The 15559-nt window shown below is 75.7% G+C and carries 13 protein-coding genes; 8 read left to right on the top strand and 5 right to left on the bottom strand.

All coding sequences use genetic code 11. The annotated features are described in order from the left end of the window. Window positions 1-12 precede the first annotated feature (12 nt). Window positions 13-996: an RNA polymerase sigma factor SigB gene (gene sigB / locus ACI79U_RS08630; protein ID WP_457069666.1), complete on the top strand. Its 984-nt coding sequence runs from the start codon at window positions 13-15 to the stop codon at window positions 994-996. Between the two features lie 74 nt (window positions 997-1070). On the opposite strand, the gene ACI79U_RS08625 is transcribed toward sigB, so the two are convergent. Beyond that, a complete protein-coding gene (locus ACI79U_RS08625; RefSeq protein ID WP_457069668.1) occupies window positions 1071-3743 on the bottom strand; it encodes a bifunctional acetate--CoA ligase family protein/GNAT family N-acetyltransferase in 2673 nt (890 codons plus the stop codon). Between the two features lie 94 nt (window positions 3744-3837). Next, window positions 3838-5022, bottom strand: coding sequence for an acetoin utilization protein AcuC (locus ACI79U_RS08620; RefSeq protein ID WP_457069670.1), 1185 nt, complete (start codon window positions 5020-5022; stop codon window positions 3838-3840). Between the two features lie 202 nt (window positions 5023-5224). On the opposite strand from ACI79U_RS08620, the gene ACI79U_RS08615 reads away from it, so the two are divergent. Both ACI79U_RS08615 and ACI79U_RS08610 read left to right on the top strand, forming a co-directional pair. After that, entirely contained in the window at window positions 5225-5944 is a 720-nt protein-coding gene (locus ACI79U_RS08615) for a metal-dependent transcriptional regulator (protein WP_457069672.1), read from the top strand. 180 nt (window positions 5945-6124) lie between these two features. Continuing rightward, a complete protein-coding gene (locus ACI79U_RS08610; RefSeq protein ID WP_457069674.1) occupies window positions 6125-8209 on the top strand; it encodes an alpha/beta fold hydrolase in 2085 nt (694 codons plus the stop codon). A 51-nt stretch (window positions 8210-8260) separates the two neighbouring features. Here ACI79U_RS08610 and ACI79U_RS08605 read toward each other — a convergent pair whose 3' ends face one another. The 3 genes from ACI79U_RS08605 to ACI79U_RS08595 all read right to left on the bottom strand — a co-directional run bounded on the left by ACI79U_RS08605 (window position 8261) and on the right by ACI79U_RS08595 (window position 10454). Beyond that, window positions 8261-9343 (bottom strand): DUF4192 domain-containing protein, encoded by a 1083-nt coding sequence (locus tag ACI79U_RS08605; protein ID WP_457069676.1) that lies wholly within the window; start codon window positions 9341-9343, stop codon window positions 8261-8263. 111 nt (window positions 9344-9454) lie between these two features. Then, window positions 9455-10075 (bottom strand): helix-turn-helix domain-containing protein, encoded by a 621-nt coding sequence (locus ACI79U_RS08600; RefSeq protein WP_457069678.1) that lies wholly within the window; start codon window positions 10073-10075, stop codon window positions 9455-9457. Between the two features lie 85 nt (window positions 10076-10160). Continuing rightward, window positions 10161-10454 carry a Dabb family protein gene (locus ACI79U_RS08595; RefSeq protein ID WP_457069680.1) on the bottom strand — a complete coding sequence of 98 codons (294 nt, stop codon included), beginning with the start codon at window positions 10452-10454 and terminating at the stop codon, window positions 10161-10163. Window positions 10455-10554: 100 nt separating this feature from the next. Here ACI79U_RS08595 and ACI79U_RS08590 point away from each other — a divergent pair, with 100 nt between their 5' ends. The 5 genes from ACI79U_RS08590 to ACI79U_RS08570 are packed head-to-tail and all read left to right on the top strand — an operon-like array spanning window position 10555 to window position 15433. Next, complete coding sequence (locus ACI79U_RS08590) at window positions 10555-11829, top strand: glycosyltransferase family 4 protein (protein ID WP_457069682.1); 1275 nt, start codon at window positions 10555-10557, stop codon at window positions 11827-11829. Then, window positions 11823-12551, top strand: a complete 729-nt coding sequence (locus ACI79U_RS08585; protein WP_457069684.1) for a methyltransferase domain-containing protein — start codon at window positions 11823-11825, stop codon at window positions 12549-12551. Before ACI79U_RS08590 ends, ACI79U_RS08585 begins: the two co-directional genes overlap by 7 nt. Then, window positions 12544-13614, top strand: coding sequence for a prenyltransferase (locus ACI79U_RS08580; protein ID WP_457069686.1), 1071 nt, complete (start codon window positions 12544-12546; stop codon window positions 13612-13614). The genes ACI79U_RS08585 and ACI79U_RS08580 overlap by 8 nt, the downstream gene beginning before the upstream one ends. After that, on the top strand, window positions 13611-14501 hold the full coding sequence (locus tag ACI79U_RS08575; RefSeq protein ID WP_457069688.1) for a glycosyltransferase family 2 protein: 891 nt from the start codon (window positions 13611-13613) through the stop codon (window positions 14499-14501). The genes ACI79U_RS08580 and ACI79U_RS08575 overlap by 4 nt, the downstream gene beginning before the upstream one ends. Further along, window positions 14498-15433, top strand: coding sequence for a glycosyltransferase family 2 protein (locus ACI79U_RS08570; protein ID WP_457069690.1), 936 nt, complete (start codon window positions 14498-14500; stop codon window positions 15431-15433). The genes ACI79U_RS08575 and ACI79U_RS08570 overlap by 4 nt, the downstream gene beginning before the upstream one ends. Window positions 15434-15559: the final 126 nt, after the last annotated feature.

The raw sequence follows: 15559 nt of genomic DNA, 5'->3' as shown, positions 1-15559 counted from the left end.
CGAAGACTCATCGTGACGTTGCTGCAGTCCTCCACCACCGACACCCTCGAGGTGCGCTCGCCGCGCCGTGCCCCGGACACCAGTGGCCTGGTGTCGACGGACCTGGTGCGCGTCTACCTCAACACCATCGGCAAGACCGCACTGCTCACCGCCGAGCAGGAGGTCGAGCTGGCCAAGCGGATCGAGGCCGGCCTCTACGCCGGCCGGCTGCTGGCCGAGAAGAAGCTGACCCCCGCGCTGACGCGTGACTACAAGCTGCTCGCCGCGGACGGCAAGGCGGCCAAGGCGCACCTGCTGGAGGCCAACCTCCGGCTGGTCGTCTCGGTGGCCAAGCGCTACACCGGCCACGGCATGACGTTCCTGGACCTCATCCAGGAGGGCAACGTCGGCCTGATCCGCGCGGTCGAGAAGTTCGACTACACCAAGGGCTTCAAGTTCTCGACCTACGCCACGTGGTGGATCCGCCAGGCGATCACCCGCGCGATGGCCGACTCCGGCCGGACGATCCGGCTGCCCGTGCACCTGGCCGAGCAGGTCAACAAGGTGGTGCGCACCCGCCGCCGGATCCACCAGGAGCTGGAGCGGGAGCCCACCGCCGAGGAGCTCGGCCTCGAGCTCGACCTGACCGCCGAGCGGATCACCGAGCTGCTGGAGTACTCCCGCGACCTGGTCAGCCTCGACCAGACCGTCGGCGCCGACGAGGAGTCCCGTCTCGGTGACTTCATCGAGGACGCCGACGCCGCGGTCGCCGAGGACGCCGTCGCCTTCCAGATGATGAAGGGCGACGTGCGCAACGTGCTGGAGACCCTGGAGGAGCGCGAGCGCGACGTCGTGATCATGCGCTTCGGCCTGGACGGCGAGCAGCCGCGCACGCTGGAGCAGATCGGCAAGCGGTTCGGGCTCTCCCGCGAGCGGGTGCGCCAGATCGAGCGGGAGACGATGACCAAGCTCCGCGACCCCCAGCGCGCCGACGCCCTGCGGGACTACCTCGGCTGACCTTGCTGCGGCCGGTGGCCGTGGCCGAGTCAGTGGGATCAGAGCCCGCCGCCCTCCGGGGCGGCGGGCTCTTCTCACGTGCCCGGGCGGAACATGCGGCGGGGGCCCTGGTCGATGCGGGCCGTTGGCGGGCCCACCCGGACCGCCGCGCCGGCCACCACGAGCGAACGACCGCCGTGCCAGGCGTCGGCGGGCCCCACGATCACCGGTTCCAGGGTCAGCCCCAGCACCTCCGGCAGGTCGTCGGCGAGCCGGGCCACCCGCAGCAGCAGCTCCTCCAGCGCCGCGGTGTCCACCGGTGCGCTGCCGCGGTATCCGTTGAGCAGCGGCCAGGCGCGTGGTTCGCGGACCAGCTCGTGCGCGTCCAGGTCGGTCAGCGGCAGCGTCCGGTAGGCGCGGTCGCCCAGCAGGTCGGTCGCCACCCCACCGAGGCCGAAGCTGACCAAGGCACCGAAGGACGGGTCGTCGACGACCTCGACGACGGTGCCCACCCCGGGCGCCGCCTGCTCCTGCACGATCACCGGGTCGCCGGCCGGGATGGCGGCGAACGCGGCCCGCACGTCCTCGGCGTCGGCCAGGTCGAAGCGCATCCCGCCCAGATCACGCCGGTCGCGCAGCCACGGCGCGGTGGACTTCAGCACCACCGGGTAGCCGATCTCCGCCGCGGCGGCGACCGCGGCGTCGGCGTCCTCCACCCGGCGGGTGCCCAGCAGCGGGATGCCGTAGGCCCGCAGCAGGGCCATCGTCTCCTCGTCGGTGAGGTCCCGGCCTCCGGGCGTGCCGGCCAGCGCGCCGAGCACCGCCGAGCGACCGGCCTCCTCGTCGACCCCCGCCAGGTCCGGGACCACGCCGATCGGCCGCCGCCGCCAGCGCGCGTACTCGCTGACCTTGGCCAGCGCGATCACCGCCCGCTCCGGCGTGGAGAACGACGGCACCGACCCGCGGGCCGGCATGCCGTGCTCGTCGCGCACCGCGAGCTCGTCGGGGATGCCGTCGGTGGACAGGTAGTTGGCCACCACCGGCTTCGCCGAGCCCTCGGACACCTCCCGCAGCACCCGGCCGAAGGTCTGTTCCCCGCTCAGCAGCGGTGGCAGGAACACCGCGACCACCGCATCGACGGCGTCGTCGTCGACCGCGGCCTGCAACGCGGCCCGGAAGTCCGCCGGGCCGCCCTGGACGCCGATGTCGACCGGCCGCTCGTGGGCCAGCTGCAGGCCCCGGTCCAGCACGGCGTCGGCGACCAGCACCCCCATCGCCGTGGAGTTGCCGACGATCGCCACCCGGTCACCGGCCGGCAGCGGCTGGTGCGCCAGCAGGGTGCCGACGTCGAACAGCTGGGCCAGCGTGTCGACCCGGATGACCCCGGCGGAGGCGAACAGCGCCGCGACCGACTGCTCGGGCACCGCGACGCTGGTGCCGGCCAGCCCGGCAGTCATCTTCACGTGCCGTCCGCTCTTCACCGCGACCACCGGCTTGGTGCGGCCGACGCTGCGGGCCAGCCGGGCGAACTTGCGCGGGTTGCCGAAGCTCTCCAGGTGCAGCAGGACCACCTCGGTGGCCGGGTCGGTGGCCCAGTACTGCAGCAGGTCGTTGCCGCTGACGTCGGCCCGGTTGCCCGCGGAGACGAAACTGGACAGCCCGATGCCGCGGCCCCGGGCCCGCTCCAGCAGCGCCACCCCCAGCGCGCCCGACTGGGCGAAGAACCCGACCCGGCCGCGCCCCGGGACGTGCGGCGCGAGGCTGGCGTTGAGCCGCACGGCCGGGTCGGTGTTCACCACGCCCAGGCAGTTGGGGCCGACCACCCGCATCCCCGAGGCCCGCGCCGAGGCCACCAGCGCGCGCTCCGCGGCCCGGCCCTCCGGTCCGGTCTCGCCGAAGCCGCCGGAGATCACCACCAGCCCCTTGACCCGCTTGCGGCGGCAGGCCTCGACGACGCCCGCGACCTCCTCGGCGGGCACGGCGAGCACGGCGAGGTCGACGTCGTCGGGGATCGTCTCGATGTCCGCGTGGGCCGGCACGCCGCGGACGTGCCGCACCGCGGGGTTCACCGGGTAGATCGGCCCGGCGAAGCCGTACTCCAGCAGGTTGTGCAGCACCGCCGACCCCACCTTGGTCGGGTCGTTGCTCGCACCGACGACCGCCACCGACCCGGGGGTCAGCAGCCGGCCGATGGACCGCGACTCGCTGCGCTGCTCCCGCTCGTGCGCCACCGCCAGCGACTGCTCGGTGGGGGCGATCGGGAAGGTCAGGTGCACGACGCCGTCCTCGTAGGACCGCTTGGCGGAGTACCCGGCGTCCTGGAAGACCCGGACCATCTGGCTGTTCTGGCTGAGCACCTCGGCGACGAAGCGGCTGATCCCCCGCTCGCGCGCGGCGGCGGCCAGGTGCTCCAGCAGGACCGAGCCCAGCCCGCGACGCTGGTGGGCGTCCTCGATGAGGAAGGCCACCTCGGCGTCGGCGGTGCCCGGCAGCCGGTCGTAGCGGCCCACCCCGATGAGCTCGTCGCCGAGCAGCACCACGAAGGCGACCCGGTCGACGTGGTCGACGTGGGTGAACCGGTGCAGGTCCTTGTCCGACAGACGCCGCACCGGCCCGAAGAACCGGTAGTAGCGGGTCTGCTCGCTGCTGCGGTCCATCAGCCCGACGATGCCGTCGGCGTCCTCGGGGGTGATCGGGCGCAGGTGCACGGTGCCGCCGTCGGCGGCGACGACGTCGGCCTCCCAGTGCGGCGGCGCAGTGGGGTTCACAGGCGTCTCCTCGCTCACGGTCACCCCCTCGGTCGGCCCCTCAGCAGGGTCCCGCGGCGAGCCTGCGAGTCGTGGGGGGCTGAGGGGTCCTTCGTCAGTCACGGGGGTCGTCCGGGTCGAGTCCGAAGTAGGGGAAGGCGGCGGTGCGGGTGCGCAGGATGGCCCGGTCGACCCGGTTCTCGGTGAACGGGTCCCACCGGGAGAAGCCGACGTAGCCTCCCTCGGTCATCGAGACGGGCGGTTCGGCCCGCAGCCCGCGCCGCCGGACGTCGTCGCGCCAGCCCTGCGGGATCTCCGTGTGCGGGGCCAGCCGGTCACCGCTGGCCTCGGCGATCAGGTGCGTCCAGGCCCGCGGGACGCAGCGGACCAGGCCGTAGCCACCGCCGCCCAGGGCGATCCACCGGCCGTCGCACACCTCGTGCGCCAGGTCGTGCACGGCCCGGTAGGAGGTGCGCTGACCGTCGACGGTGAGCCCGAGGTCGGCCAGCGGGTCCTCGTGGTGGGCGTCGCAGCCGCACTGGGTGACCAGGATCTGCGGGGCGAAGGCCCGCACCACGCTCGGGACGACCGCGTGGAAGGCGCGCAGCCAGCCGGCGTCGTCGGTGCCGTTGGGCAGCGCGAGGTTGACCGCGCTGCCCAACGCCAGCTGCGGGTCGCCGGTCTCCTCCGGGTACCCGGTGCCCGGGAAGAGGGTGAGCGGGGTCTGGTGCACGCTGACCGTCAGCACCCGGGGGTCGTCGTAGAAGGCGGCCTGCACGCCGTCGCCGTGGTGCACGTCGAGGTCGACGTAGGCGATCCGCTCGTAGCCCTGGCGCAGCAGCCAGGCGATCGCCACCGCCGCGTCGTTGAACACGCAGAACCCCGAGGCGTGGTCGCGCATGGCGTGGTGCAGCCCGCCGGAGATGTTGACCGCGTGCTGGGCCCGGCCCGAGTGCACCTGCTGGGCGGCGAGCACGCTGCCGCCGGTGATCAGCGCGGCCGCCTCGTACATCCCCGTGAAGATCGGGTTGTCCGCGGTGCCCAGCCCGTGCCCGGCGGCGGCCGGGTCGTCGGGGGCCCGCTGCACCGCGTCCAGGTAGGCCTGGTCGTGCACCAGCCGGAGCAGGTCCTCGTCGGCCGGGGTGGGACGAAGCACCTCCAGCCGGGGCCGGTCCAGCACGCCGAGGGACTGCGCGAGCCCGATGGTCAGCTCGAGGCGCAACGGGTGCATCGGGTGGTCGCCGCCCATGGTGTAGCCGAGCAGGGCGTCGTCCCACACGACCGCGACGGAGTCGCTCACGGCACCTCCCTCGCTGGTCCTCGTGCGCGGCCGCCCACGGCGGTGGCCGCGCCCGCCGCTCCCCGGTGAGCGGGCCGGTCGTGCCGCCCCGGACGCTACCGGGCGCCGGCCACCGCGCGCCGCCGCCGGCCCCGGGCTCGTCGGAGCCCCGCCGGGTGGCCGGCGCCTCGTAGAATCGGCGGCACCTGACGGAGGAGTGGACGTGAACGACCTCATCGACACCACGGAGATGTACCTCCGGACCATCTTCGAGCTCGAGGAAGAGGGGATCACCCCTCTCCGGGCCCGCATCGCCGAGCGCCTGCACCAGAGCGGCCCGACCGTGAGCCAGACCGTGGCCCGGATGGAGCGCGACGGGCTGCTCACCGTGCAGGGCGACCGCCACCTGCAGCTGTCCGATGAGGGGCGCGCGCTGGCCACCGCCGTCATGCGCAAGCACCGGCTGGCCGAGTGCCTGCTCGTGGACGTCATCGGCCTGGACTACGCCGACGTCCACGAGGAGGCGTGCCGCTGGGAGCACGTCATGAGCGAGGCGGTGGAGCGCAAGCTGCTCAGCCTGCTGGGCAACCCGACGGTCTCCCCGTTCGGCAACCCGATCCCCGGCCTCGACGCCCTGGGTGGCGACACCTCCGCGGTGCTCGACGCCCTCACCCTGCTGTCCACCACGGCCACCCCCGAGGGGCGCCAGGTCGTGGTCCGGCGGATCAGCGAGCAGCTGCAGGAGGACGGGCAGCTGCTCCGGTCGCTGGCCGACCACGGTGTGCGCCCGGGCTCGACGGTGGTCGCGTCGCTGTCCAACGGGACCGTGCTCGTCGACGGCGAGCCGCTCCAGCCCGGGGTCGCCGAGCACGTCTTCGTCAGCGCAGTGGACGAGGACCTCTCACCGGTCGAGGCCGCCACGGCCACCGTCGCCGTCAGCTGACGCCACCACCGGCCTCCACGTGAGCCGCGACCCCGCCCGGGGTCGCGGCTCACGTCGTTCCGCGGGCGGCCGCCCGCCCCCCGGGTGGCCAACTCCTTCGCCGGCCTCACGACCTCCTCACTAGGCTCGGGGCGACCGCCCGGACGCACCGAGGGCCGGACACACAGAGAGAAGGCACCGGTGAGCGACTCCCCCGCAGCTCCCCCCGGCGAGCAGGACACCCCGCCACCCAGCCCGTTCCACCGGCTCGCCGACTTCATGGCCCTGCCGCGGCTCGGCGGACTGGCCCTCTCCCCCGACGGCACCCGGCTGGTGACGGCGGTCGCGACGCTGGATGCGGCCGGCACGGCCTGGCAGTCGGCGCTGTGGGAGGTCGACCCGGCCGGCCGGCGCCCCGCACGGCGCCTGACCCGGGGGCCGGTCGGTGAGTCCACCCCGGTCTTCACGCCCGCCGGCGACCTGCTGTTCACCTCCGCGCGCACCGACCCCGACGCGGGCAAGGACGCCGGCGAGCCGACGCCGGCGCTGTGGTGCCTGCCGGCCGACGGCGGGGAGGCGCGGCTGGTCCTGCAGCGCACCGCCGGCATCAGCGGCGTGCTGGTCGCCGCCGACACCGGCGAGGTGGCGGCGCTCGCCCCGACCACGCCGGGTGCGGCGGACGCAGCCGCCGACGAACAGCGGCGCAAGGAGCGCAAGGAGGCCGGCGTCACCGCGGTGCTCCACGAGAGCTACCCCGTCCGGTTCTGGGACCACGACCTCGGCCCCGCGGTCCCCCACCTGTACTGGGTCGGCCGGCTGCCCGCCGACCCCGCCGCCGGCACCCGGCCGGAGCCGGCGGAGTGGCGCGACCTGACCCCGGATGCCGACGCCCCGCTCGGCGCGGGCGACGACGTCGCGCTCTCCCCCGACGGCCGGTTCGTCGCCCGCAGCGAGGACGTGCCCGACGGGCCCGCCGGGCGCCGCTCCCGGCTGGTGCTCACCGAGGTGGCGACCGGGGAGACCCGGGTGCTGGTCGACGACCCGCAGGCCGATCTCCACTCCCCCCGCTTCTCCCCGGACTCCACCCGGCTGGTCTGCGTGCGCGAGTCGGTGTCCACGTTCACCGAGCCGCCGGACTACACGCTGCTGCTCGTCGACCCGGCCACGGCCGACGCCCGCGACCTCACCGCCGGCTTCGACCGCTGGCCGAGTGCGCCGCAGTTCTCCGCCGACGGCACGGCGGTGTACTTCCTCGCCGACGACGACGGCCGGCACGCGGTCTTCCGGGTGCCCCTGGACGGGGACGCTCCCGTCCGGCTGACCGGTGACGGGGCCTACAGCGACCTGCAGGTGGCCCGCGACGGCAGCGCGCTGTTCGCACTGCGCTCGGGCTACGACTCCCCACCGGTGCCGGTGCGGCTGGACCCGGTCGCCACCGGCCAGCAGCCGGAGCCGCTGCCCAACCCGGGCACGGTCGACTCCCTGCCCGGCACGCTGCGGGAGCTGGAGGCCACCGCCGCCGACGGCACCCGCGTGCAGTCCTGGCTGGTGCTGCCCGAGGGGGCGAGCGCCGACCGGCCCGCATCGCTGGTGCTGTGGGTGCACGGCGGCCCGCTGATGAGCTGGAACTCCTGGTCCTGGCGGTGGACGCCGTGGCTGCTGGCCGCCCGCGGGTACGCCGTCCTGCTGCCCAACCCGGCGTTGTCGCAGGGCTTCGGCCAGGACTTCGTCCGCCGGGGCTGGGGCGAGTGGGGCGGCGCCCCGTACACCGACCTGATGGCGGCGGTGGACGCCGCGGAGGCCCTCCCGGAGATCGACCAGACCCGGACCGCGGCGATGGGTGGCTCGTTCGGCGGCTACATGGCCAACTGGATCGCCACCCAGACCGACCGGTTCGCCGCGATCGTCACCCACGCGAGCCTGTGGCACCTGGACCAGTTCGGTGGGACGACGGACGCGGCCTACTACTGGGAGCGCGAGTTCGGTGACCCGCTGACCGAGCCCAAGCGGTACGAGCAGAACTCCCCGCACCGCTACGCCGACGCGATCCGCACGCCGATGCTGGTCATCCACGGCGACAAGGACTACCGCGTGCCGATCGGTGAGGGGCTCCGGCTCTGGTACGACCTGCAGAAGCGCGGGGTGCCGTCGAAGTTCCTCTACTTCCCCGACGAGAACCACTGGGTGCTCACCCCCGGCAACGCGACGGTCTGGTACGAGACGGTCCTCGCGTTCCTGGCCGAGCACGTGCTGGGTCAGGAGTGGGTGCGCCCGGCGCGGCTGTGACCGGGCACCCCACGGGGCACCCGCCGCCGACCCCGCCGATCACCCCGCCGATCACCAGGGCCACCAGTCCGGTGCCGGTGGTCGTGGCCGGGCCACGACCACCGGGCCGGCGGCGGCCTCGCGGACCAGGTCACGGATTGCCGACGGCGGCAGGCAGGCGTGCAACGCCCGCCGGAGCAGCACGGCGAAGGAATAGGTCGGTTCGCTGTCCAGCGCCCGGTCCAGCGCCACGCCGGCCAACGCGCCCTGGCCGCGGGCCCATGCGGTGACCGCGAGCAGGGTGGCCGGTGCCGCGTCCAGCGGCGCCGGCGCCCGCCGGGTCAGCTCGGTGAACAGCTGTTCTGCGCCGGCCGCCGACGGACCGGTGCACAGCCCCACCGCGCGGTCCCGGACGTCGACGTCACGCAGCCCCCAGGCGAGCCGGGCCGCGTCGGCGTCCGGCAGCACGGGGGCCGGGCGCCGGCCGGCGCGGTCGACGGCCGCCCGGAGCAGGTCCCAGGACTCCTCGGCCACCTCCTCCCACGCGGTGCCCAGCAACCGCCGGGCCATCACCTGACCGATCTCGTCGCAGGCGCGCGCCATCCCCGCCGCCGCCAGGAAGCCGACCGGGGCGACCCGCCGGACCAGCGCGGCCCGATCGGGCTCCACCACCGTGCCCGCGGCCACCGCGGCGGCGGCGAGCTCGCTGCCCGCCGGCAGCGGGGTGCCGGCGCCCGGATCGCAGCAGGCCTGCGGGCAGTCGTAGGACCACCAGCGTCCCCGCCGGACCAGCAGCGCCTCGCGGACGGCGACCCCGGCCGCGTCGAACTCCAGCACTGCCCGGTGCACCAGCGCGCGCTGCGGCAGCTGGACGTCGGGGACCAGCTCGTCGTCCTGCTCGGTCACCACCGCCACGAGCACGGCCGCCGGGCCGTCGGTGAGCAGGGAGCGGACCATCTCGCGCACCACCTGCTCCCGGTGTTCCGGCCGTGGCAGGTCGACCCGTCCGACCAGGCCGACGAGGTCCCCGGGCGGGCGCAGGCTCACCCCCACCAGCGACTCGGCGGGGTGGAACCCGATCAGGTGCGGCAGGGCGGCGGCCACCGCGCCGGGCTCGGAGAGGCGGACGGTTTCCGGGCGTTCGGGTGCGGGCATGCCGACGACCCTGATCGCGCGGCGGCCTCCGGCGACCGGGCCGAGCGAGGTTGTGGACGGAGCCCCGCGCTGTGGACGACGGCCGGCGGGCGAGCCCACCGACCGGTCCGGTCAGGGCGAGCCGGCCTGCTCGGACCCGGACCCGGACGTGGCGGCCGGCGCGGCCCGGACGTGCGCACGTTCCCCCTGCCGCCCGACGAGGCTGAGGAACTCGACCGGGCCGGCCTCCGTGGCACCGAACCAGTGCGGGGTCCGGGTGTCGAACTCGGCGGCCTCGCCGGCTCCCAGACGGAGGTCGTGCTCGCCCAGCACGAGGCGCAGCGTGCCGTTCAGCACGAAGACCCAGTCGAAGCCCTCGTGGGTGCGCAGCTGCGGCGCCGCGTCGTTCCTCTTGGTGGGGAGCACGAACTTGTAGGCCTGGATCCCGCCCGGCCGGCGGGTGAGCGGGATGACCGCCGCCCCGTCGGGGCCGGCGATGGGGCGCATGTTGATGCGCGGATCGCCGGTCGGCGGGGCGTCCACGAGCTCGTCGAGGCTCACGCCGTGCGCGCGGGCCAGCGGCAGCAGCTGCTCGAGCGTCGGGCGGCGCAGGCCCGCCTCCAGCCGGGACAGCGTGCTGACGGAGATGCCGGTCTGCCCGGCGAGGTCGGACAGGGTCGTCTCCGTCCGCAGCCGCAGCTGCTTCAGCCGGGGCCCGACGGCGTCCAGGGTTCGATCGAGCTGCTCGTCCACGGCCCCACTTTGCCCTTGGCGACGAAGCTTGCACAGCTGACCGGTGCGGGTGGCCGGACCCAGGCGCGAGAGCCCAGGTCCGGGGTCAGACCTGGTGCTGGACCGCCGTCCTGCTCGCCAGGTGCGGCCGCACGTGCTCGGCGATCACGGCCAGGTGCCGGGGGTCCTCGGCGTAGGCCCGGAAGGCCTCGACGTCGGGGAAGTCGGCCACCAGCGCCGTGTCGGCGTTGCCGTCGACCAGGCCGGCGTCCGGCCCCACGGCGAAGGAGGTCATGCCCCCGACCTCTTCCGGCAGCCGGCGCAGCGCGGCCAGGGTGGCGAGCCGCACCTCCGCCGAGGTCTCGGGGGTCCAGGTGAAGAGCACGACGTGACGCAGCATGCCCGCACCCTGCCAGGCCGCCCGGCGGCGTGCGACGGGGCGCCGCGGACGGTCCCGGCCGTGCGCGGGACGGGTCGGTGCCGCTGGTTAGAGTCCGGGCATGGGACGGTCGTTGCGCGTCGCACTGCTGTCCTACCGGAGCAAGCCGCACGGCGGCGGGCAGGGCGTCTACGTCCGGGCCCTCTCCGCCGAGCTGCGCGAGCTCGGCCACCGGGTCGAGGTGCTCAGCGGCCAGCCCTACCCGGAGCTGGCCGACGGGGTACCGCTCACCGAGGTGCCGAGCCTGGACCTCTACCGCGAGCCCGACCCCTTCCGCACCCCCCGCCCCGGGGAGTTCCGCGACCTCGTCGACGTCCTGGAGTGGGCGACGATGTGCACCGCCGGCTTCCCCGAGCCGCTCACCTTCAGCCTGCGGGCCGCCCGCCTGCTCGGCCGCCGCGCCGGCGAGTTCGACCTGGTGCACGACAACCAGTCGCTGGGCTGGGGCCTGCTCGGCCTGCGCCGGGCCGGGCTCCCGACGGTGGCCACGGTGCACCACCCGGTGGCGATCGACCGGGACCTGGAGCTGGCCGCCGCCACGGGGCTGCGGCGGCAGCTGACCCTCCGCCGCTGGTACGCCTTCACCGGCATGCAGGCCCGGGTGGCCCGGCGGCTGGACGGGGTCACCACCGTCTCGGAGAGCAGCCGGCGGGACATCGAGCGGCACATGGGGGTGCCGGCCGACGCCGTCGACGTGATCCCGGTCGGCATCGACCCGGACGTCTTCCACCCCGGGACCGCCCCCCGCGACCCGGCCACGGTCCTGGTCACCACCAGCGCCGACGTACCGCTCAAGGGGCTGGTGCCGCTGCTGGAGGCGCTGGCCAAGCTGCGCACCGAGCGGGAGGTGCGCCTGGTCGTGGTGGGCACCGTCCGCCCGGGCGGGCCGGCGGCCGCCGCCCTGGAGCGGCTCGGGCTGCAGGACGCGGTGCGCGTCACCGGCCCCGTTCCGCAGGCGGAGCTGGTCCGGCTGCTGCAGACCGCCACGGTGGTCGCCGTCCCGTCGCTGTACGAGGGCTTCTCGCTGCCCGCGGTGGAGGCGATGGCCTGCGCGACGCCGCTGGTGACCACCGACGCCGGCGCGCTGCCGGAGGTGGTCGGCTCGCACGCCGGCGTACGGGTGCCCGCCGGCGACGTCGACCGGCTCGCCGGCGCGCTGCAGCTGGTGCTGGACCACCCCTCGCTGCAGGAGCAGCTGGGCCGGGCCGGCCGGTCCCGGGTGCTGTCGAACTACACCTGGCGCCGCACGGCCGAGCGCACCGCGGCCTGGTACGAGGAGGTGCTCGACCGGCGGCCGCGGGACGGGCACCCGGCCGGGAGCGCCACCGCGTGCTGACCGTCGACTACGACCTGCTCGGCGTCGGCCCCGGCATGCGGGTGCTCGACCTGGGCTGCGGCGAGGGCCGGCACGCCTTCGAGGCCTACCGCCGCGGCGCCTCGGTGCTGGCCGTCGACTGGGGCGCCGCCGAGGTGTCCACCACCCGGACCTGGCTGCAGGCGATCGCGGCCGCCGGGGAGGCACCGGCCGGCGCCGCGGCCGAGGTGGCGCGCGGCGACCTCCGCGCCCTCCCGGTGCCCGACGCCAGCGTCGACCGGGTGATCGCCTCGGAGGTGCTGGAGCACATCCCCGACGACCGGACCGCGATCGCGGAGATCGCCCGGGTGCTCCGGCCCGGTGGCCGGGTGGCGGTGACCGTGCCCCGCTACGGACCGGAGCGGGTCTGCTGGGCGCTGTCCGACGAGTACCACGCCAACGAGGGCGGGCACATCCGCATCTACCGCGGCGACCAGCTCTGGGAGCGGCTGGCCGCGGCCGGGCTCCGCCCCACCCGCACCCACCACGCGCACGCGCTGCACTCCCCCTACTGGTGGCTCAAGTGCGCCGTCGGCGTCGACCGGGACACGTGGGCCACCCGGGCCTACCACCGGCTGCTGGTCTGGGACCTGGTGCACCGCCCCTGGGTGACCCGCACCGTCGAGCGGCTGCTCGACCCGGTCCTCGGCAAGAGCCTCGTGGTCTACGCGGAGAAGCCGCCGGCCGGTGGCGCCGGTGACTGACCCGCTGCCCGAGGTGCCCGGCGTGCTGCGCGCCGACCAGCTGCGGGCGACGGTCGCCTCGATCGCCGCCGAGCAGGCGGGCGACGGCGCGCTGCCCTGGTCCCGCGGCGGTCAGCTGGACGCCTGGGACGCCGTGGAGGCCGCGATGGCGCTGGACGTCGGGGGCGAGCACGCCCGCGCCACGGCCGCCTACGACTGGCTCGCCGCCCACCAGCGGCCCGACGGGTCCTGGGCCGCGGAGTACCGGGACGGCGCCGTCGTCGCCCCCGGTACCGAGAGCAACCACGCCGGGTACCTGGCCGTCGGGGTCTGGCACTCCTGGCTGAGCAGCGGCGACGCCGCCCTCGTCGACCGGCTCTGGCCGGCCGTCCGGCGGGCGCTGGACCTGGTGACGGCGATGCAGCTGCCCACCGGCGCGGTCAGCTGGGCGCTGCGGCCGGACGGCACCCCCGACGGCACGGCGCTGCTCACCGGCAACGCCAGCCTGTTCCAGGCGCTGCGCTGCGGGATCGCGCTGGCCGACCTGGTCGGCCGGCCGCAGCCCGACTGGGACCTGACCGCGACCGGCCTGGGCACGGCGCTCCGCGAGCGGCCCGAGGTCTTCGCCGACCGCTCCCGGTGGTCGATGGACTGGTACTACCCGGTGCTCGCCGGCGCGGTCACCGGCAGCGCCGCGCACGAGCGCCTCGCCGCCGGCTGGGAGACGTTCGTGGTGCCCGGCCTCGGCGTCCGGTGCGTGGCCGACCGCCCCTGGGTCACCGGTGCGGAGACCTGCGAGCTGGCGCTGGCGCTGGCCGCGTGCGGGCGGCGGGACGACGCCGCCGAGCAGCTGGCCGCGATGCAGCACCTGCGGGCCGACGACGGGTCGTACTGGACCGGGTTCGTCTACCCCGACGACGCCCGCTGGCCGGTGGAGCGCACCACCTGGACCGCCGCCGCGGTGGTGCTGGCCGCCGATGCGATCGCCGGCACCGGCCCGGCCAGCCGGGTCTTCGCCGACCCCGCGCACCTGGCCGTCCTGGCCGGGGAGCCGGTCGCCGATGTGACCGAGGACCGGGGTTGACCGGCCCCGGGACCGGGCAGGGTGCGCAGGTGATCACCGAGCCCGACCCCACGCGGCCCGCGGTCACCTGCGTGGTCGCCAGCCGCAACCGGCGGGACGACCTGCTCGCCAGCCTGCCGCGGCACGAGGCCCCGGTCGTGCTGGTCGACAACGCCTCCACCGACGACACCGTCGAGGCGGTCCGCGCCGCCCACCCCGAGGTCACCGTCGTCCCGCTGCCGGACAACGCCGGCGCCCTCGCCCGGACCGTGGGCGTCGAGCGCGCCGGCACCCCGTTCGTCGCCTTCACCGACGACGACTCCTGGTGGGCGCCCGGCGACCTGGCGCGGGCGGTGGAGATCATGCGCGCCCACCCCCGCCTCGGGCTGCTGGCCGCGCGCATCCTGGTGGGCCCGGAGGAGCGCCTGGACCCGGTCTGCGAGGTCATGGCCGCCAGCCCGCTGGGCACCGACCCGGACCTGCCCGGCCCCGGGCTGCTCGGTTTCGTGGCCTGCGCGGCGCTGGTGCGCACCGAGGCGTTCACCACCGCCGGCGGGTTCGACCCGGTGGTCCGCTTCCCCGGTGAGGAGGAGCGGCTCGCGCTGGACCTGGCCGCCGCCGGCTGGGGGCTGGCCTACGTCGACGAGGTCACCGTGCACCACCACCCGTCGCCGCGCCGCGAGCCCGCGGCCGACCGGCAGGCCGGCCTGTGGCGCAGCCGGGTGCTCACCGCGCTGATGCGCTACCCGCTCCGCGACCTCGCCGGGCAGGTGCTCAGCGCGCTGCGGGCCGGGCGGCCGGGCCTGCGGGGCATCGCCGGCGCGCTGCCCCGGGTACCCGCCGCGCTGCGCCGGCGCCGGGTGCTGCCCACCACCGTGATGTCCGGAGTACGGGAGCTGAGGTCGTGACGAGTGAACTGGTCGAGCCGGCCACCACCGGGACCGGTGCCGATCCCCGGGTCGCCGTGGTGGTCATCACGCACGACCGGCGCGACGAGCTGCTGCTCGCGCTGACCCGGCTGCGCGCGCTGCCCGAGCAGCCGCACGTGGTGGTCGTCGACAACGGCTCGTCCGACGGCACCGCCGACGCCGTCCGCCGCGAGCACCCGTGGGTGGAGCTGATCGCCAGCCCGGAGAACCTGGGCGCGGTCGGCCGCAACCTCGGCGTCGCCCGGCTGGACACCCCCTACGTCGCCTTCTGCGACGACGACACCTGGTGGGACCCCGGCTCGCTCCGCGCCGCCGCGGACGCCTTCGACGCCCACCCCCGGCTGGCCGTGGTCACCGCCCGGATCCTGGTCGAGCCGGGCAGCACCGAGGACCCGATCGTCGCCGAGCTGCGCGACTCCCCCGTCGTCGGGGCCGATTGGCTCCCCGGCCCGGCGCTGGGCAGCTTCCTGGCCGGGGCCAGCGTGGTCCGCCGCGCCGCGTTCGTCGAGGTCGGCGGGTTCAACGAACGGCTGTGGCTGGGCGGGGAGGAGGAGCTGATGGCCGGCGACCTGGCCGCCCGCGGCTGGGAGCTGTGCTACCTGCCGAACCTGACGATCCACCACCAGGCCAGCACCGCGCGCGACCCGCACAAGCGGCGGGCCGACGGCATCCGCAACACCCTCTGGACGACGTGGCTGCGCCGGCCGCTGAAGCCGGCGCTGCGGCGCACCCTGCACCTGCTGCACACCGTGCCGAAGGACCGGGTCACCGCCCGCGGGCTGGTCGCCGCACTGCGCGGGCTGCCCTGGCTGGTGCGGGAGCGCCACGTCCTCCCGCCGCACGCCGAGGCACGCTTCGCCGCGCTCGAGGACGCCCAGCGGAGGTCCACCGCCCGCCGCTACGTGAGCTGAGCGGACTACCGGACGAACACGCCATCCGCCCGGGGAGCAGACCGCGGCGGGAGTGGCCGGTCCCTCGCCTCGCGCCGGCACCGGGTGCGGGTCTCCGGGCGGTCGATGGTCCAGCAAGGCGGCGCG

The organism is Modestobacter sp. SYSU DS0904 (genome assembly GCF_054051115.1).
This window is presented reverse-complemented; position numbering and strand designations above follow the sequence as displayed.